Below are 18,339 nucleotides of genomic sequence, written 5' to 3'. Positions count from 1 at the left end.
CATGGCCATCCTGACCCACCTGCTGCTGTACCCGATCAAATCCTGCGCCGGCATCGCCGTCCGGTCGGCCGTCGTGAACGAATCCGGCCTGTCCGCGCTGGGCGTGCACGACCGCGAATGGATGCTGGTGACGGACGACGGCCAGTTCCTCACGCAGCGCGAGCATCCGCGCATGGCGCTGATCCGGCCGCTGCCCGACGGCGGCAGGCTGCGCGTCCATGCGCCCGGCATGGATGAACTGGCGCTGCCGCTCGCGTGGGACGAGGCGGCCGCCACGCGCACCGTGCGGATCTGGGACGACAAGGTCGACGCCGCCGATTGCGGCGACGCGGCGGCCGCCTGGTTTTCGGCCGCGCTGGCCACGCCGTGCCGCCTCGTGCGCTTCCACCGCGACGTCGTGCGGCCGACGAGCACCAGGTGGACGGATGGCGTGGAAGCGCGGACGCGCTTTGCGGACGGCTATCCGCTGCTGCTGATCGGCCAGGCGTCGCTCGACGACCTCAACGCGCGCCTCGTCGCGGCCGGCCGCCATGCGCTGCCGATGGACCGCTTCCGCCCGAACCTCGTCGTCGACGGTCTCGACGCGTGCGAAGAAGATTTCCTGGCGACGCTGACGGTGGGCGGCGTCCAGATCCGTCCCGTGAAGCCGTGCGCGCGCTGCCCGATCCCGTCCATCGACCAGGCGACGGGCATCCCGGGCCCGGACCCGCTCGACATCCTGCAGACCTACCGCGCCAATCCGCGCATGGAAGGCGCCATCTGCCTGGGCATGAATTGCATCGTGACGGCGGGTGCCGGCAGCGAACTGCATCTCGGCCAGGAGATGGAAACGGAAATCGCGTTCTAGGCCAGCGTCGCCAGCATCTCGTACGGATAGATGCCGCGCCGGTGGCCGTCGCTGAACGCCAGGTTCAGTGCATATGTACCCACCAGTTCGATCGCGGTCAGCCGTACGGCATCGCCGGCTTCGACGCCGGCGCCGGCCCGGCGCTGCGCGCGGCATGCCGAGCACGGGCAGGCCGCGCGCAGGCGCGCATGCGTGATGCGCACCGTGCGCCCGTCCGGCCAGCGCAGCGCCAGCACGCCTTGCGCGGCGTGGTTCTCGACCGCTTCCGGCAGCACCGTCATGCTTGCGCCGCGATTTGCTGGAGCGCGAGGCGCACGGACTTGCGCACTTCCGGGTCGGAATCGCTTTCCGCCTCGCACAGCGCGGGCAGTGCGGCGGGCGAACCGATCTCGCCCAGCGCCAGCGCCGCTTCTTTTCTCAGGTTGCCGATCCTGTGATCGAGCGCAGCGATCAGGGCCGGCAGCGCGTCCGGGTTGCGCAGGCGTCCCAGGCTGCGGGCGGCGCGCAGGCGCACCTGCCACCAGTCGTCGCCCAGCGCGGCGATCAATGCCGGCGCCGCGTCGCGCAGGCGCAGCTTGCCGAGCGTCGTCGCGGCTTCCTCGCGCACTTGCCATGCCTGGTCGGACAGGGCCGCCAGCAGGGCGGGCAATATGGCCTGCGGCGCGGCGGCAAAGCCCAGTGCACCCGCGGCGGCGCGGCGTACTTCCGGCTCCGGATCCTGGATCGCCAGCCGCGCCAGCGCGTCGACCGCATCGGGATGTTGCAGGAAACCCAGCACGGTCACCGCCTCGCGCCGCACGAGCGGATCGGCATCGCCGAGCGCCGCCAGCGCGGGCGTAAAACTGTCCGGCACACGCAGTTCGCGCACGCCGCGCAGTACGGCCGCGCGCACGAAGGCGTCATCGACGCCGATGAACGGCAACAGTTCCCGCGCCGAATCGGGCAGTTTCAGCTCCGCGAGGCTTTCTGCGGCGGCCGCGCGCACGCCGGCATCGCCGTCGGACAGCAGGCGCGCGAGGCCGCGCACGGTGGCCGGCGATTCGAAGGCTTCCAGCGCGCGGGCCGCGGCCGTGCGCACGGCCGCGGCGTCGTCGTCGAGCGCGGCCAGCAGCAGCGGCACGTGGGCGTCGCCGTCCAGGTCGGCCAGGCCGAGCAGCGCGATGCGGCGGACCGTGTGGTCGTCGTCCTGCAGGCGCAGCGCGAGGGCTGCGAGTTCGGGGGCGTCGTGGTAATCGGTTGTCACGGTGTGTCCTTGCATGGCAGGGTTCAGAGAGGGCCCAGTGGGCTCAGGCGCGCCAGCGGCGTGATGCTGGCTTGCGGGTGAAGCAGGTCCAGGCAGTGGCGTTTCAGGCGCGTGAAGTGGCTCGAGGTCATGAGGTCCGGATGGCGCGGGCGTTCGAAGTCGAGGCGGATCTCGTCGATGATGCGGCCCGGGCGGGGGCTCATCACGAGGATGCGGTCGGCGAGGAACAACGCCTCGTCGATGTCGTGCGTGATGAAGACGATCGTCGTGTTCACGCGTGCCCACACCTCCAGCAGCAGCTCCTGCATTTTCAGGCGCGTCTGCGCGTCCAGTGCGCCGAACGGTTCGTCCATCAGCATCACGCGCGGATGGTTGATGAGGACGCGCGCGATTTCCACGCGCTGCTGCATGCCGCCCGACAGCTGGACCGGATAGCGGTCCTCGAAGGCAGCCAGGCCCACGAGGCCCAGCAGCTCGCGCGCCCGCTCGCGCCGCTCGTCCCGTCCGATACCCTTCATCTTGAGGCCGAAGGCGACGTTGTCGAGCACCTTCCGCCACGGGAACAGCGTGTGCTGCTGGAACACGAGGCCGCGGTCCGGATGCGGTCCCGCGACGGGCGCGCCATCGACGTGGATGCTGCCGCGGCTGGGTGTCCAATGGCCGGCCAGGGCGCCGAGCAGCGTCGACTTGCCGCAGCCGGACGGCCCGAGCACGCAGACGAATTCGCCCGGCGCGATGGACAGCGACACGTCGTGCACCGCGTCGAACGCCTGCGTTCCGGCGCCGAGGCGGATGCCGAGCTGGTCGATCTCGATGGCGCCGCCCTGCGTCAGCCGTGCGCGTTCGATGCTGGTCGTCTGGTTCATGGCTTCGTCCTTTGCATGTGGTACCAGGGCATGGCGAGATCGCCCAGCTTTTTCACGAGCGCGCTGCTGCCCATGCCGATGACGCCGATGAACAGCATGCCGACGACGATGTCCGGATAGTTTTGGATCGTGTACGCGGCCCACGTGTAATAGCCGATGCCGAACTGGCCGGCGATCATCTCCGCCGTCACGAGGCAGAACCACGCCGTGCCCATGCCGATCGACAGGCCCGTGACGATGTTGGGTGCGGCCGCCGGAAGGATGACTTCCGTGAAGATGGTCCAGCGGCCGGCGCCGAGGCTGCGCGACGATGCGACGAGGCGCGGATCGACGCCCTCCGCGCCGTGGATCGTGCCCAGCAAGATGGGAAACAGCGCGCCGATGAACGTGATGAACACCATCGACAACTCGGATGACGGGAACATCAGGATCGCCAGCGGGATCCAGGCGACGGCCGGGATCGGGCGCAGCATTTCGAGCGGCGGCAGCAGCACGTCTTCCAGCAGCCGCGAACGGCCGATGACGAGGCCCAGCACGAGGCCGGCCACGCCCGCCGCCGCAAAGCCGGCGAACACGCGCCCCACGCTGGCCTTCAAATGCAGGACCAGCCTGGGCGATTCCAGCAGCGCGGCGGCCGCATCGAACACGTCCTTGGGCGACGGCACATTCCGGAACGTGACGAGGCCGAGGTCGAGGCGGTGCGTGGCGGCCCACTGCCAGGCGGCCACGCAGGCGACGAGCGAGAGCACGCGCAGGGCCAGGCGGCGCGCGTGGCGCAGCAGGGCGGGGTCGAGTGTGCGAGGGGCGGTGGTGTCCATGAAGCTCCTGGGTGACTGGATGAGGATCGATGCATTTTTTAGGGAACGCTGCATTTGCACGTCGTTCCGGCGCAGGCGGGAACCCAAGGGTTTCGACTACGGACGCAAAGCCTGGATCCCCGCCTGCGCGGGGATGACGCTAACGGTGGCTTTCAAGCCATTACATCGCCTTCCCGTTCTTGAGCGTATCGAAATCGACCACCTTGCCCTTGACCTTGGCCGCCTGCGTCTGCGCATCGGCTTTCAGCAGGAACGCGCTGACGTCCTTGCCGTCGGCGGCGACGACGAACCACGCGTCGCCCGCCAGCAGCTTGAGGCCCGAGCCCTGATCGTGGGCGTACACGGTGCGCACCTTCTTGCCCGCCTGTTCCAGCTGGCGCAGCGCGGCGATCGCGGTCGTCGCGCTCGCGTAGTGGCGCACGAGCGGCTCGCCCCGCACCCAGATCTGCGTGAGGTGACGGAAGTCCGTGATCGGTTTGCCGGTCACCGCGTCCCGCGCCTTCAACGGCAGCTTGTCGTAGTTCTTCAATTGCCTGTCGTAGTCCAGGCCGGCCTGCCTGAAGGCCGTGCGAATGAACGTATCGTCGATGAAGGTGTTGACGTCGAGGTCAGAGTCCGTGCGCTTCAGCAGGCGCAGCGTGTCGATCGAGGTTTTTACGGCCTGCCGGTATTCCGGCTTCCACGTGAAGTCGCGCGTCTGCAGGCCTACCGGCCCGTGGAACAGGTAGTCGACTTCGGCGTCGATGCCGGTCACCTTCGCGATCAGCTCACTGTATTTTTCCGGTTCAGCCGCGATCAGGCGGTCCGCTTCGATGGCCGCGCGCAGGTAGGCCACGACGATCTCCGGATATTTTTTCGCGTAGTCGGCCTCGACGAGGCTGCCGTGCATCGTCGGGGAACGGGCCTGCGAACCGTCGTAGATCTTGCGGGCGAAGCCGCGGTGCGGGAACAGGTCGGCGAACGGGACGAAGTCGGCGTGGGCGTCGACCTTGTTGCCCTGCAGGGCGGAGCCGGCGACTTCCGGCGCCTGCGTCGTGATGTTCACGTCCTTGTCCGGGTCCCAGCCCTGCGCCCTCACGGCGCGCAGCAGCATGCCGTGGGCCGTGGACGCGAACGGCACCGAGATCGTCCTGCCCTTCAGCTCCGCCAGCGACTGCACCGGCGAACCCTTCGGCACGACGATGCCGTTGCCGGAACCGAGCGTGCTGCCCGACAGGACGGTGACGAAGATGCTCTTCCTGCCCGCCTTGGCGTGCGCGGCGCCGTTGAAGGCGCCGGGGAAGTCGGCCATGGATCCGATGTCCAGCTTGCCCGCGACCATCTCGTTCGTCAGCGGCGCGCCGGACGTGAAATTCTTCCATTCGATGTCGTACTTGACGTCCTTGTACTTGCCGTCGTGCGGCAGGTATTTTTCCAGCAGGTGCAGCTCGCGGATCAGAAGGCCGCCGGTGGCGCAGTTGATGGTCGTGTCCTGGGTGCCGATGGCAACGCGGATGGTGTCAAGCGCGTGGGCGCTGCCGAAGGCGAGCAGCAGGGACAGGCCGATCAGTTCATGGTGCAGCTTCATCGAGTCATTCTCCGGGTAGTGTCGTTCAGCGCAGCAGATAGGGGATGTCGACGCGGACGGCGCCGGTCGGGCAGTCCTGCTCGCACGGCATGCAGTACCAGCATTCGTCGAACTGCATGTAGGCCTTGCCCTGGACCATGTCGATGGCCAGCACGTCGAGGGGGCAGACGTCCACGCACACGGTGCAGCCCTTGTGTGCGATGCATTTGTCGCCGTCGACGGTGACCGGAACGCTGGTGATGTTGATGGTGGTCGGCATGGGTTCTCCTGGTCAGGCCGCGAGGCGCTCGGTCTTCACGCGCAGGCGCTGGTAGGCCGCCTTCTCGCTGTCGTCGAGCGGCACGATGTATGGCGCGACGGGACGCTTGAAGCACGTCATCCCGCCGTCCTGCTTCTTGAGCTGCACGTGCACGAACCAGTCGGCATCGTTGCGCTGCGGGTAGTCGACGCGGTTGTGATACAGGCCCCAGCGGCTCTCCGTGCGGTACAGCGAAGCGCGCGCGGCCATCTCGGCGCAATCGCGGATCGCGTGGATTTCCATCGCGCGCATGAGCTCATGCGGGTTCCGCGCCTGCAGCCGGTCGAGGTCGGCGCGGATCATCTCGAAACGCTGCAGGCCGATCTCCATCTTGCGCGTGACCTTGGGCGGTTGCAGGTAGTCGTTGACCATCCGGCGCAGCTTGTACTCGACCTGGTTCGGCGGCAGCCCGTCCTGGCGCGCGAGCGGCGCCCACCCGCGGGCGCGCTCGCGCTCGACCTGGGCCTCGTCGACGCCCGGCAGGGCTTGCGCGGCGCAGTACGCGGCCGCGCTTTCTCCGGCCAGGCGGCCGTAGACGAAGGCGCCCAGCATGTAGTTATGCGGCACGCAGGCGAGGTCGCCGGCCGCGAGCAGGCCGGGAACCGTCGTGCGCGCATGCTCGTCGACCCACACGCCGGACGCCGAGTGGCCGCTGCACAGGCCGATTTCCGAGATGTGCATCTCGACCATCTGCTCGCGGTAGTCGGTGCCGCGGCCCGCGTGGAAGCGCCCGCGGCTCGGGCGCTCGTTCGTGTGCAGGATCGTTTCGATGGTCCGGATGGTTTCCTCGGCCAGGTGGTTCATCTTGAGGAACACGGGGCCGTTGCCGCCCTGAAGTTCGTCGTGGAACTCCTGCATCATCTGGCCGCTCCAGTAATCGCATTCGATGAAGCGCTCGCCCTTCGCATTCGTCGTGTGGCCGCCGAACGGCCCCGTCACGTAGGCACAGGCGGGGCCGTTGTAATCCTTGATCAGCGGGTTGATCTGGAAGCATTCGATGCCCGACAGCTCGGCGCCCGCGTGATAGGCCATGCTGTAGCCGTCGCCCGCATTGGTCGGGTTCTCGTAGGTGCCGAACAGATAACCGGAGGCGGGCAGGCCGAGGCGGCCGGCGGCGCCCGTCGCCAGCACGACGGATTTCGCGCGGATCACGTGGAAGTCGCCCGTGCGGCAGTCGAAGGCCATGGCGCCGGCGATTTTTCCGCCACTTGCACCGTCGTCCGTCGTGAGCAGCCGCGTGGCGACGAGGCGGTTGGTGATCTCGACGCGCGCCCGCTTCAGGCGGCGGTACAGCACGTTCTTGATGTCGTGGCCTTCGGGCATCGGCAAGACGTAGGTGCCCATGTGGTGGACCTTGCGCATCGCGTAGTCGCCCGTCGCATCCTTTTCGAACTTCACGCCCCAGCTGTCCAGTTCCTCGATCATGGCGTAGCTGTTGCGCGCGTACGCCATCACGGTGGCCTGGTTGACGATGCCGTCGTTGGCGATCGTGATCTCCTTGACGTATTGCTCGGGCGTCGCGAAGCCCGGCACGACGGCGTTGTTGAGGCCATCCATGCCCATCGAGATGGCGCCGCTGCGCTTGACGTTGGCTTTCTCCAGCAGCAGCACGCGCAACTGCGGATTTGTCTCCTTGGCCTTGACGGCAGCCATCGGGCCGGCGGTGCCGCCGCCGATCACGAGCACGTCGACGATTTGAATATGTGTTTCCATGTCGGCTTCCTGAAGCAGTTGGGTGAGTGTCGTGGATGACGCTGAAGGTCGTCATGCTTGCCAGGATGGTAGCGACGGGATCACACGGCGCGAACGAATGATTTCGCGCTTACAAATATGAAAACCGCCTGAGTCGGTCGGCGCATATCGATATGCGGCGGATGCGCTAGACTGTGCGGTTTTCGACGACCCCGACACGATGAATGCCCTGATCGTCCTGCTGCACGGCGTCGGCAGCACGCCGGCCGACATGGCGCCGCTGGCCGGCCTGATCGCCGCGCACGATGCCAATGCGCGCGTGGCGGTACCGCCGGCCACATGGCCCTGCGACCGCGGCGGCGCCGGCTATCAATGGTTTTCGGTGGACGGCATCACGGACGCGAACCGTCCCGGCCGCGTCCGCGCGGCGCTGCCGGCGTTCGTCGCCACCGTCGAAGATTTGCAGCGAGAATACGGCGCGACCCCGGAACGGACCGTGCTGGCCGGCTTTTCGCAAGGCGCGGCCATGGCGCTCGCCGCGTGCCAAAACCGCTTCCTCGCGCGCCACGTCGTCGCCATCGCCGGCCGCAGCGCGCCGCTGCCGGGCGCGTGGGAGCGGCGTACGATGGTCACCCTCGTGCACGGCCGCATGGACCGTACCGTGCCCGTGCAGCATAGCGAACGGGCCTTCGAGCGCCTCGCCGCGCTGGGCGCGGACGTGCGGCTGGACGTCGTGCCGCGCGCCGTCCACCTGCTGGCGCCGCCGTTGCTGGAGCGCGCCTGGCAGGCGATAGGCATGACATCTTGGCAATGTTAATGCCTTTGCCTCATCATTTTCGTTTCCAAGCCGCGTAGATTCGCGTAAATTAGGGTTCTTGCTGAAGGGGAACCACACATGCACGAGCGCGGCGCCAGTGTGCGCGAACTCATCGCCGAGAACGAGGCCTTGCGCCGCCAGCTGTCCAGCCTGATCGACCAGGCCGAGGGCAACCACGCCATCATGATGCGGCACCAGGCGTTCGACCTGGAAATCGTCGGCGCGAGCACCTTCCAGGAGCTGGCCGGCACCATCTTCCGCCTGCTGCCCGTGATTTCCGACCTGGACGCCCTCACGCTGTCGCTCGTCGACACGGGCGCCGACATCTACACCGTCATGCACAAGCTGGGCGTGGATTTCGAGGCGTTCCCGCATCTGCTGTTCCACGACGATGGCGACGCGCTCGGCTTCGATCTCGCGGGCAGCCGTGCGCCGCGGCCGCGCCTGGTGCCGTTCGACGCGGCCACGCAGCGCCACGCCTTTCCCCATCCGCCCGCTGGCCTCGCGAGCGTGGCCATGGTGCCGCTGATGCGGAATAAACGCCTGATCGGCAGCCTGAACCTGGGCAGCCGCGACCCGAGCCGCTTCACGCCGCTGCTGGGCACGGACTTCGTCGAGCACATGGCATCGATCATCGCGATCTGCCTGGAGAATGTGATCAGCAACGAGATGCTGAAGTACATCGGCCTCACCGATGCGCTCACGGGCGTCTACAACCGCCGCTACATGGACCGCCGCCTCGTCGAGGAAATCTCGCGTGCGCGGCGCCAGTCGTACCGGCTGTCGTGCATGTACATCGACATCGATTGGTTCAAGCAGGTCAACGACACGTACGGCCACCTGGCCGGCGACGACGTGCTGCGCGAAGTCGCGGCGCGCATCAAGGCGGAGCTGCGCATGACGGACGCGCTGGGCCGCTTCGGCGGCGAGGAGTTCGTCGTGCTGCTGATCGACGCGGACCTGGAGAGCGCCAGCATGGTCGCCCAGCGCATCCGCGCCAGCGTGGCGGAGCGGCCGTTCCTGCTGCAGGAGGGGCAGACGCTGGCGGTGTCGGTGTCGATCGGTGTCGCGACCCTCGACGATTTCGAGCGCGATCACGCGATCGAAGGCGTGGCGCAGCAGCTCGTCGCGCATGCCGATCAGGCGCTGTACCAGGCGAAGGAAGGTGGCCGCAACCGCGTCGTCGCATCGACGTAGGGTGGGCTCCCCGAGCCCACGCGTGACGCCGGCATGACGCGAACGTTCGCGTGGGCACAGGGTGCCCACCCTACCGCAATAGTCGGCCTTCGGCGCGCGTGACGGCGTTGCCGGTTCCCCGCAACACCACCACGTCCCCCGCCCGCAGCGCCGTCTCCGGCGTCGGTTCGATGCGCTCGTTCCCGCGCCGCACGGCCGTCACCTCCGCGCCCACTTCGTCCAGTTCCAGCTCCGCGATGCAGCGCCCGACGGCGCCGGCGTCGTCGCGCAGGGTCACCGAATGCAGGCGCACGTAGTCGTGTTCCGTGCCGTCGGCGACGTCGCTGGCGCCGTGGAAGAAGCCGCGCAGCGAGGCATAGCGCTCGTCGCGCGCGGCCTGCACGCGGTGCACGACGCGGCGCAGCGGCACGCCCATCACCACCAGCGCGTGCGACGCGAGCATCAGGCTCGATTCCAGCGCTTCCGGCACGACCTCGGTGGCGCCGGCCTTCTTGAGCACGTCCAGTTCGCGGTCGTCATGGGCGCGCACGATCACGGGCAGCTTGGGCGCCAGCTCGGTCACGAGGTGCAGCACCTTCACGGCAAGGCGGGTGTCGGCGAACGTGATCACGAGGGCGCTGGCGCGGTTGATGCCGGCCGCGATCAGGGCTTCGCGCCGCGTGCAGTCGCCGTACGACACGTTGATGCCGGCCGTGCGCGCTTCCTGCACGCGCTCGGGGTCGAGGTCGAGCGCGTACCACGGCAGCTTTTCTTCCGACAGCAGGGTCGCCAGCGACTGGCCGCTGCGGCCGAAGCCGGCGATGATCACGTGCTTCTGCGTGGCCATCGTGCGGCTCGCGAGCTGCGTCAGCTGCAGCGATTGCAGCATCCATTCGTTGGCCGCGATCTTCATCACCAGCTTGTCCATGTGGGCGATGACGAACGGTGCGGCCAGCATCGACAGCACCATCGACGCGAGCACCAGCTGGATCACGAACGGCGGGATCAGCTTCGAGCCCGAGGCGAGGTTCAGCAGCACGAAGCCGAATTCGCCGGCCTGCGCGAGCGCGAGGCCGGTGCGCATGGCGATGCCGTCGGACGAGCCGAAGGCCTTGGCCAGCAGCGCGATCAGCGCGAATTTCAGCATCACCGGCACGATGAGCAGCACCAGGACGATCCACCAGTTGGCGAGCACGAGGTGCACGTTCAGGAGCATTCCGATGGTGATGAAGAAGAGGCCCAGCAGCACGTCGCGGAACGGCTTGATGTCTTCTTCCACCTGGTGTTTATACGGTGTCTCGGAGATCAGCATGCCGGCCACGAACGCGCCCAGCGCCATCGACAGGCCCGCATGTTCCGTGATCGCCGCGGCGCCGAGGGTCACGAGCAGCAGGTTCAGCATGAACAGTTCCTGCGAGCGGCGCTTGACGACGACGTTGAACCACTTGCGCATGACCTTCTGGCCGAAGAACAGCAGCAGCGCCAGCACGGCCGCCGCCTTGATGCCGGCCCAGGCCAGGGTCATCGCGAGTTCCTCGGCCGGTTGCGCCAGCGACGGGATCAGGATCAGCAGCGGGACGACGGCGAGGTCCTGGAACAGCAGGATGCCGATGATGCGGCGTCCGTGCTCGCTTTCCAGTTCGAGCCGCTCGGTCAGCAGTTTCGAGACGATGGCCGTGGACGACATCGCCAGCGCCCCGCCCAGCGCCAGCGCGGCCTGCCAGCCGACGTGCATCGATGGGGGCAGGTAGCGCGTCAGCAGCGACGCCAGCACCGTCACGGCGATGGTCAGCACGACCTGTGCGAGCCCGAGGCCGAACACGATGCGGCGCATGGCGCGCAGCTGGGCCAGCGAGAATTCCAGCCCGATCGAGAACATGAGGAAGACGACGCCGAATTCGGCCAGGGCCTGCGTCGTGGAGCCGTTGTCGGCGAGGTCCAGGGCATGCGGCCCGATCAGCACGCCCACCGCGAGATAGCCCAGCATGGGCGGCAGGTGCAGCATGCGGAATGCGACGACGCCGAGGACGGCGCTGCCCAGCAAAAGAAGGGTGAGTTCGAGGCCTGAGGTCATATCGGTTGACGATGAGGTCCCGTAAACATGTTGTTTGTTACGTCTGGCAAGTTTTTTGCTTTCCCAATTCGGCTATACTTTGACTATGAGTGTAACCGATGAAAAAACAATGCTGACAAGTTTTAATGCGGCCCAGGCAGCCCGGGCGCTGGAACTGGCCCGCGAGGCGCTGGATATCGAAGGCGAAGCAATCCGCAAGCTGGCCGCGCGCCTCGGCCGCGACGACAGCGTGCCGCGCGCCGTGGCGCTGATGATGGCCTGCAAGGGGCGCGTGGTCGTCACCGGCATGGGCAAGTCGGGCCATATCGGCCGCAAGATCGCGGCGACGCTGGCCTCGACCGGCACCCCCGCGCTGTTCCTGCACCCGGCCGAAGCGGCCCACGGCGACCTCGGCATGGTGACCGCGCAGGACGTCCTGATCGCGATCTCGTATTCCGGCGAAAGCAGCGAACTGGCCGTCGTGATCCCGGCCGTCAAGCGCATGGGCGTGCCCGTGGTCGCCATGACCGGCAAGCCGGAATCGACCCTGGCCCTGGCGGCGGACGTGCACCTGGACGTCGCGGTCGAGAAGGAAGCCTGCCCGTTGAACCTGGCGCCGACCGCGAGCACCACCGCGACCCTCGCGCTGGGCGATGCGCTGGCCGTCGCGCTGCTCGAACTGCGCGGCTTCAAACCGGACGATTTCGCGCGCTCGCATCCGGGCGGCGCGCTGGGCCGCAGGCTTCTCACGCACGTGCGCGACGTGATGCGCAGCGGCGACGCCGTGCCGAAGGTCACGCCGGACGCGCTGCTGACCGATGCGCTGCTGGAAATCTCGCACAAGGGCATGGGCATGACGGCCGTCGTCGACGCCGCCGGCCATCCGGTCGGCGTGTTCACGGACGGCGACCTGCGCCGCCTGATCGAGAAGGCCCAGGATTTCAGCAAGCTCGTGATCCGCGACGTCATGCATCCGGACCCGCGCCGCGTGCATCCGGACCAGCTGGCGGTGGATGCCGTCGCCGTGATGGAAGAATTCCGCATCAACCAGATGCTCGTCACCGACGCCGACGACGTATTGGTCGGCGCGCTGCACATCCACGACCTCACGCGCGCCAAGGTGATCTGATGGTGACCCCGCTGGCACACATGGAGCGCGCGGCGCGCGTGAAAGTCATGATCTTCGACGTCGACGGCGTCCTCACCGACGGCAGCCTGACGTATGGCCCGGACGGCGAAGTCACGAAGACGTTCTACGTGCTGGACGGCCTCGGCATCCAGCTCCTGAACCGCACGGGCGTGCAGACGGCCATCATCAGCGCACGCACGTCGCCCATCGTCATCAGGCGCGCGGCCGACCTCGGGATCACGCACGTGTTCCAGGGCCAGCACGACAAACGCCTCGCGTTCGCCGACCTGCTCGCCAAAACGGGTGTGACGGCCGAGGAATGCGGCTACATCGGCGACGACGTGATCGACCTGCCGCTGTTCACGCGCGTCGGCTTTGCCGTGACCGTGCCGAGCGGCCATCCGGAAGTGCGGCACCGCGCCCATTACGTCACGCAGAACCCGGGCGGCCGCGGCGCCGTGCGCGAAGTGTGCGACATGGTGATGCGCGCCCAGGGCACCTACGAACAGGCGCTCGCGCCGTATTTCGGTTAATTTCAGGATAAGCGCAGCCATGGCCCCTGCCAACTACAAGCGCACCGCGCACCGCTGGCGCCTGCTGGCCCTGATGCTGACCGCCGTGTTTTTTGCGTTCGGCAGCTTCTGGCTCGTGCAGGTGATGCAGGGCGAAGAGACCACGCCGGGCGCCAATGCGGGCAACGAGCCGGACTACATCGTCGACAACTTCAGCTGGGTGCGCATGTCGGAGGCCGGCAAGCCGCGCTACGTGATCTCGGGCGAGCGCCTGACGCACCGCCCGGCCGACAACACGGCCCTCGTCGACAAGCCCGTGGTGCAGAGCCTCACGGCCGAACACCCGCCCATGACGATGACGGCGGAGCACGCGCTCGTCAACCAGAACCAGAACCAGATCGACCTGACCGGCAACGTCGACATCCAGCGCCCCGGCAACGCGACGTCGCAGCCGCTGCGGATCCGCACCGAGGTCCTGACCTTGCTGACGGACGACGAGATCGCCAAGACCGACCGGCCGGTCCACATGACGCTCGGCAGCGCGTCGATCGACGCCGTGGGCATGGAGGCCAACAACGCCACCCAGCAGATCGCGCTGGGCGGCCGCGGCTCGGCCACCTATCCGCCGCGCCCACCGCGCCCGCCGCGCTGAAGCCAATTGAGAGGATAAACGAATGAAGAAAATACTCGCCGCCGCCATGTTCCTGCTGGTGCCGCTGGCTGCTTCGGCCGAGAGGGCGGACGCCCTCAAGCCGGTCAACATCAAGTACGACAAGGCCAACAGCGACCTGGTGACGCAGAACTATGTCGTCACCGGCAACGTGATCATCACGCGCGGCACCATGGTCCTCAAGTCGGACCGCGCCGAGGTCAAGGAAGCGCCGGACGGTTATCACACGTTCATCCTGACCGCGGATCCGGGCAAGCTCGCGACCTTCCGCCAGAAGCGCGACGGCGGCCCCGACCTGTGGGACGAAGGCCAGGCCCAGCGCATCGAATACGACGAACGCAACGACCTCGTGAAGCTGTTCTCGAAAGCCATGATCCGCCAGCTCGAAGGCCAGAAGGTCACGCAGGAAATGGACAACGAATTCATCTCCTACGATAACCGCAAGGAAGTGCTGGTCGGCCGCAACGACGCCAGCGGCGCGGACAAGCCCGGCAATGGCCGCGGCAGCATCACGCTGCAGCCGCGCCGCACGCCCGCGCCGGCCGCGGGTGCCACGCCGGCGGGCAAGCAATGACGGAGGTCCGCACGATGGAGGCCCATACGGACATCCCGCCGGCCGAATGCGGCGGCAGCACGCTGGTCGTCAACGGCCTGCAGAAGAGCTATGGCAAGCGCCTGGTGGTGCGCGACGTGTCGCTGCAGGTCGCGTGCGGCGAAGTCGTCGGCCTGCTGGGCCCGAACGGTGCCGGCAAGACGACGTCGTTCTACATGATCGTGGGCCTGGTGCCGTCGGATGCCGGCAGCATCGACATCAACGGCACCGACGTCACGAGCCTGCCGATCCACCGGCGCGCCCTGCTGGGACTGTCGTACCTGCCGCAGGAAGCGTCCGTGTTCCGCAAGCTGACGGTGGAAGAGAACATCCGCGCCGTGCTGGAATTGCAGCGCGAGAACGGCAAGCCGCTCACCAAGACGCGCATCGCCGAACGCCTCGACGAGCTGCTGACCGAGCTGCAGATCGAAAAGCTGCGCGAGAGCCCGGCCCTGTCGCTGTCGGGCGGGGAACGGCGGCGCGTGGAGATCGCGCGCGCCCTCGCGACGAATCCGCGCTTCGTGCTGCTCGACGAACCGTTCGCCGGCGTGGATCCAATTGCGGTCATCGAGATCCAACGTATCGTGCGCTTCCTGAAGGAGCGCGGCATCGGCGTGCTGATCACGGACCACAATGTGCGCGAGACGCTGGGCATCTGCGACCGCGCCTACATCATCAACCAGGGGGCGGTGCTGGCATCCGGCCGTCCCGACGACATCATCGCCAATGAATCGGTGCGGCGCGTCTACCTGGGCGAACACTTCCGAATGTAGTCATGAAACAGACGCTGCAACTCAAGACTTCACAGCACCTTGCACTGACGCCGCAACTCCAGCAGTCGATCCGGCTGCTGCAGCTGTCGACTCTCGAGCTGCACCAGGAAATCGAGCAGGCCCTGAGCGAGAACCCGTTGCTCGAACGGCTCGACGATCCGCTCGACCGCTCCGTACGCCTGCTGGCCGACGGCGCCATCAACAGCGCGCCGGCATCGATGCAGGCCGGTGAGGCGCCGGCCGCGCAGGGGCCGAGCGCGGAGGGCGGCGCGCCCGCCGAGAACGGCAGCGGCGAGAGCGGCGCCGATGCCGGCGGCGACAGCGGCGAAGGCGCCGGCAGCGAAGGCGGCGAGGACTGGGGCGAATTCGGCCGCAGCAGCGGCAGCGGCGGCGAGGACGAGGACGGCCGTCCGCAGCTGGAAGCGAGCCCGGTCACCTTGCGCGAGCACCTGATGGAACAGGTCCGCATGACGTGCTGCGCGGCGCGCGACTGCGCGCTGGTGGAACTCGTCGTCGACGCGCTGGACGACAATGGTTATCTGGACGAACCGCTGGACGACATCCACGCGCGCCTGCCGGCCGAACTGGAGATCGAGTTCGAGGAACTGCGCATGGCGCTGGCCCTCGTGCAGAGCATGGACCCGCCCGGCGTGGGCGCGCGCAGCGCGGCAGAATGCCTGGCCCTGCAGATCCGGCGCATGCCCGGCGTGCCGCTCGTCACGCGGCGCATGGCGCTGGTCATCGTCGAGAAATACCTGACGTGGTTCGCGCAGCGCGAATTCAACAAGCTGAAAAAGGCGCTGGACTGCGACGACGAAGACCTGCGCGAAGCCCAGACCATCATCCGCCAGTGCAATCCGCATCCGGGCGCGGCGTTCGCGTCGGATGTGTCAGACTTCGTCGTGCCGGACGTGATCGTGCGCCGCGCCAAGGACGGCTGGAGCGTGCAGCTGAATCCGGAAGTGATGCCGCGCCTGCGCGTCAACAGCGTGTATGCGGCGCTGATGAAGCAGGGGAAATCGGAATCCCAGCTGGGAGCACAGTTGCAGGAAGCCAAGTGGCTCATCAAGAATATGCGTCAGCGCTTCGACACGATCCTGCGCGTGGCCCAGGCCATTGTGGATCGCCAGCGCAACTTTTTCTCGCATGGCGCCGTCGCAATGCGGCCCCTTGTTTTACGTGAGATAGCTGATACACTAGGTCTACACGAGAGCACAATTTCTCGAGTCACAACTCAGAAATACATGCTGACCCCGCACGGCATGTTCGAGTTGAAGTATTTCTTCGGGAGTCACGTTGCCACCGAAGCGGGAGGCGAAGCATCGTCGACGGCAATACGGGCCCTCATCGTACAACTCACAGGAGCAGAAGACCCCAAGAACCCTTTATCCGACAGCAAGATCGCGGAGATGCTAGGGGAACAGGGAATGGTTATCGCGCGGCGCACGGTCGCCAAATACCGTGAGGCGCTGAAGATCCCTCCCGTCAGTCTCCGCAAATCCTTGTAGCGAGCTCTAGTAGCAAGCTCTTGCAGCAAGCTCTGGCAACAACGCTGCCTCCATGCCCGGATGCGCGCACGGCACGGCAGCGAATCTTCAAAGGAGTGTGTATGAATCTCACTATCAGCGGACATCATCTCGATGTAACCCCAGCAATCCGAGAATACGTACAGAACAAGCTTGAACGCATTACCCGCCATTTCGATCAAGTGATTGACTCCCACGTCATCCTCTGCATCGACAATCTCACCGAGAAAGAAAAACGCCAGAAAGCCGAGATCAATCTGCGTCTCGCAGGCAAGATCGTCCATGTCGCCAGTGCCGCGCACGATTTATATGCCGCGATCGACATGCTGATGGACCGCCTCGACCGCCAGGTCGTCAAGTACAAGCAAATGCTCAAGGATCATGACAACGCGTGCATCAAGCGCATGTCCGAAGGGGGAGAGGAAGAACCCGCCGCCGCGTGATGCCACGCGTGCAGCAGCATCAATGACAAAGGGCGCATCGGCGCCCTTTTCGATTTTATGCGCCACCCATGCGCGTTAGAATGCGGTTCTGCTTATTCCAATAACACTTCAATAACACGAGACATGACCGAACACGTGCAAACGCGGGTCGCCAACCGCACCGGCATCATCACCCTGGACCGCCCCAAAGCCCTCAACTCGCTGTCGCTGGACATGGTCCGCGCGCTCACCGCGGCCTTGCTCGCCTGGCGCGGGGATGCCGGCGTGGACGCCGTCGTCATTACGAGCACGAGCGAGAAGGCGTTATGTGCCGGCGGCGACATCCGCTTCTTCCACGAGGCCGGCAGGGCCACGCCGCGGACGGGCAGCCCGCTGCTGGAAGATTTCTTCACCGAGGAATACGCCCTCAACCACCTGATCCATTTTTATCCGAAGCCGTATATCGCGCTGATGGACGGCGTCGTGATGGGCGGCGGCATGGGCATCGCCCAGGGCGGGCCGGACTGCGGCCTGCGCATCGTGACGGAGCGTTCCAAAATTGCCATGCCCGAGGTGAACATCGGCCTGTTTCCGGACGTGGGCGGCAGCCATTTCCTGTCGCATGCGCCGGGCCGCCTGGGCCACTACCTCGGCGTGACCGGCGTGACCATCGGCGCCGCGGACGCCATCTACGTGGGGCTGGCCGACGTGTTCGTGCCGTCGGCGCAGCTGGATGCCCTGCGCGCGCTGGTCGACGCGACGCCGGGCGCGCAACTGGCCGCCGCGATCCGCGCGTTCGCGGCGCCGTATGCGGCGCAGGCCGGCACGGGCGAGCTGGCGGCGCAGCGCGATGCGATCGACCGCCACTTCGGCGCGGATTCCGTGGCGGCCGTGATGGCGTCGCTGGAGACGGACGCGAACCCGTTCGCGCAAAAGACGCTGGCCACGATGCGCCAGCGCTCGCCGCTGATGATGTCGGTGACGCGCGAGATGCTCGTGCGCGGCGCCAGTCTCGGCGTGGCCGACTGCCTGCGCATGGAACGCTCGCTCGTGCGCCGCACCTTCGAACACGGCGAAGTGCTGGAGGGCGTGCGCGCGCTCGTGATCGACAAGGACAATGCGCCGCGCTGGAATCCGCCGCTGCTGGCCGACGTCACGCCGGAGATGGTCGCGTGGTTCTTCGCGCCCGTGTGGCCGGCGCACGCGCATCCGCTGCGCGACCTGTGATCCGGTCGTTTGCCTCTGCGCGTGGGCAAAGGTTGCCCACCCTACGGACTTGTGTCACGCGTGATCGTGCCCACGACAGTCACCGTAGGGCGCGCACCCCGTGCCCGCGAC

19 protein-coding genes are annotated in these 18,339 nt (G+C 67.0%); 11 read left to right on the top strand and 8 right to left on the bottom strand.

Annotated elements, in window-relative coordinates; translation table 11 throughout:
• Nucleotide 1: 1 nt before the first annotated feature.
• On the top strand, nucleotides 2-847 hold the full coding sequence (locus U9J41_RS08610) for an MOSC domain-containing protein (protein ID WP_322401800.1): 846 nt from the start codon (nucleotides 2-4) through the stop codon (nucleotides 845-847).
• On the opposite strand, the gene U9J41_RS08605 is transcribed toward U9J41_RS08610, so the two are convergent.
• The 7 genes from U9J41_RS08605 to U9J41_RS08575 form a co-directional block, all read right to left on the bottom strand.
• A complete protein-coding gene (locus U9J41_RS08605; RefSeq protein WP_322401799.1) occupies nucleotides 844-1,128 on the bottom strand; it encodes a DUF971 domain-containing protein in 285 nt (94 codons plus the stop codon). The genes U9J41_RS08610 and U9J41_RS08605 overlap by 4 nt on opposite strands.
• Nucleotides 1,125-2,105: a HEAT repeat domain-containing protein gene (locus U9J41_RS08600; RefSeq protein ID WP_322401798.1), complete on the bottom strand. Its 981-nt coding sequence runs from the start codon at nucleotides 2,103-2,105 to the stop codon at nucleotides 1,125-1,127. The genes U9J41_RS08605 and U9J41_RS08600 overlap by 4 nt, the downstream gene beginning before the upstream one ends.
• An 8-nt stretch (nucleotides 2,106-2,113) precedes the next feature.
• Nucleotides 2,114-2,956, bottom strand: coding sequence for an ABC transporter ATP-binding protein (locus tag U9J41_RS08595; RefSeq protein WP_322401797.1), 843 nt, complete (start codon nucleotides 2,954-2,956; stop codon nucleotides 2,114-2,116).
• The gene (locus U9J41_RS08590; protein ID WP_322401796.1) at nucleotides 2,953-3,774 is read right to left on the bottom strand and encodes an ABC transporter permease; all 822 of its coding nucleotides are present in this window, start codon (nucleotides 3,772-3,774) and stop codon (nucleotides 2,953-2,955) included. Before U9J41_RS08590 ends, U9J41_RS08595 begins: the two co-directional genes overlap by 4 nt.
• Nucleotides 3,775-3,934: 160 nt before the next feature.
• On the bottom strand, nucleotides 3,935-5,341 hold the full coding sequence (locus tag U9J41_RS08585) for an ABC transporter substrate-binding protein (protein WP_322401795.1): 1,407 nt from the start codon (nucleotides 5,339-5,341) through the stop codon (nucleotides 3,935-3,937).
• A gap of 25 nt (nucleotides 5,342-5,366) precedes the next feature.
• A complete protein-coding gene (locus U9J41_RS08580; protein ID WP_056448973.1) occupies nucleotides 5,367-5,600 on the bottom strand; it encodes a 4Fe-4S dicluster domain-containing protein in 234 nt (77 codons plus the stop codon).
• Between the two features lie 12 nt (nucleotides 5,601-5,612).
• Nucleotides 5,613-7,352, bottom strand: coding sequence for a fumarate reductase/succinate dehydrogenase flavoprotein subunit (locus U9J41_RS08575; protein WP_322401794.1), 1,740 nt, complete (start codon nucleotides 7,350-7,352; stop codon nucleotides 5,613-5,615).
• Nucleotides 7,353-7,551: 199 nt separating this feature from the next.
• On the opposite strand from U9J41_RS08575, the gene U9J41_RS08570 reads away from it, so the two are divergent.
• Nucleotides 7,552-8,148, top strand: coding sequence for a dienelactone hydrolase family protein (locus U9J41_RS08570; RefSeq protein ID WP_322401793.1), 597 nt, complete (start codon nucleotides 7,552-7,554; stop codon nucleotides 8,146-8,148).
• 78 nt (nucleotides 8,149-8,226) lie between these two features.
• The gene (locus U9J41_RS08565; protein ID WP_322401792.1) at nucleotides 8,227-9,345 is read left to right on the top strand and encodes a GGDEF domain-containing protein; all 1,119 of its coding nucleotides are present in this window, start codon (nucleotides 8,227-8,229) and stop codon (nucleotides 9,343-9,345) included.
• A 70-nt stretch (nucleotides 9,346-9,415) separates the two neighbouring features.
• On the opposite strand, the gene U9J41_RS08560 is transcribed toward U9J41_RS08565, so the two are convergent.
• Nucleotides 9,416-11,398: a monovalent cation:proton antiporter family protein gene (locus U9J41_RS08560; protein WP_322401791.1), complete on the bottom strand. Its 1,983-nt coding sequence runs from the start codon at nucleotides 11,396-11,398 to the stop codon at nucleotides 9,416-9,418.
• A gap of 85 nt (nucleotides 11,399-11,483) precedes the next feature.
• Between U9J41_RS08560 and U9J41_RS08555 the strand changes: the two genes are divergently transcribed.
• From U9J41_RS08555 to U9J41_RS08520, 8 genes are all read left to right on the top strand, one after another.
• Nucleotides 11,484-12,506 (top strand): KpsF/GutQ family sugar-phosphate isomerase, encoded by a 1,023-nt coding sequence (locus U9J41_RS08555; protein ID WP_425260174.1) that lies wholly within the window; start codon nucleotides 11,484-11,486, stop codon nucleotides 12,504-12,506.
• On the top strand, nucleotides 12,506-13,039 hold the full coding sequence (locus U9J41_RS08550; RefSeq protein ID WP_322401789.1) for a KdsC family phosphatase: 534 nt from the start codon (nucleotides 12,506-12,508) through the stop codon (nucleotides 13,037-13,039). Before U9J41_RS08555 ends, U9J41_RS08550 begins: the two co-directional genes overlap by 1 nt.
• Nucleotides 13,040-13,058: 19 nt before the next feature.
• Complete coding sequence (gene lptC / locus U9J41_RS08545; protein WP_322401788.1) at nucleotides 13,059-13,670, top strand: LPS export ABC transporter periplasmic protein LptC; 612 nt, start codon at nucleotides 13,059-13,061, stop codon at nucleotides 13,668-13,670.
• Between the two features lie 22 nt (nucleotides 13,671-13,692).
• The gene (gene lptA, locus U9J41_RS08540) at nucleotides 13,693-14,262 is read left to right on the top strand and encodes a lipopolysaccharide transport periplasmic protein LptA (protein ID WP_322401787.1); all 570 of its coding nucleotides are present in this window, start codon (nucleotides 13,693-13,695) and stop codon (nucleotides 14,260-14,262) included.
• On the top strand, nucleotides 14,259-15,053 hold the full coding sequence (gene lptB / locus U9J41_RS08535) for an LPS export ABC transporter ATP-binding protein (protein WP_425260171.1): 795 nt from the start codon (nucleotides 14,259-14,261) through the stop codon (nucleotides 15,051-15,053). Before lptA ends, lptB begins: the two co-directional genes overlap by 4 nt.
• 2 nt (nucleotides 15,054-15,055) lie before the next feature.
• Nucleotides 15,056-16,561: an RNA polymerase factor sigma-54 gene (locus tag U9J41_RS08530; RefSeq protein WP_322401786.1), complete on the top strand. Its 1,506-nt coding sequence runs from the start codon at nucleotides 15,056-15,058 to the stop codon at nucleotides 16,559-16,561.
• A gap of 101 nt (nucleotides 16,562-16,662) precedes the next feature.
• On the top strand, nucleotides 16,663-17,022 hold the full coding sequence (gene hpf / locus U9J41_RS08525) for a ribosome hibernation-promoting factor, HPF/YfiA family (protein WP_036238902.1): 360 nt from the start codon (nucleotides 16,663-16,665) through the stop codon (nucleotides 17,020-17,022).
• Between the two features lie 123 nt (nucleotides 17,023-17,145).
• Nucleotides 17,146-18,228 carry an enoyl-CoA hydratase/isomerase family protein gene (locus tag U9J41_RS08520; protein WP_322401785.1) on the top strand — a complete coding sequence of 361 codons (1,083 nt, stop codon included), beginning with the start codon at nucleotides 17,146-17,148 and terminating at the stop codon, nucleotides 18,226-18,228.
• The last annotated feature ends 111 nt before the right edge of the window (nucleotides 18,229-18,339 follow it).

It is taken from the genome of Massilia luteola (assembly GCF_034420155.1).
Lineage (GTDB): Bacteria > Pseudomonadota > Gammaproteobacteria > Burkholderiales > Burkholderiaceae_D > Telluria > Telluria luteola.
This window is presented reverse-complemented; position numbering and strand designations above follow the sequence as displayed.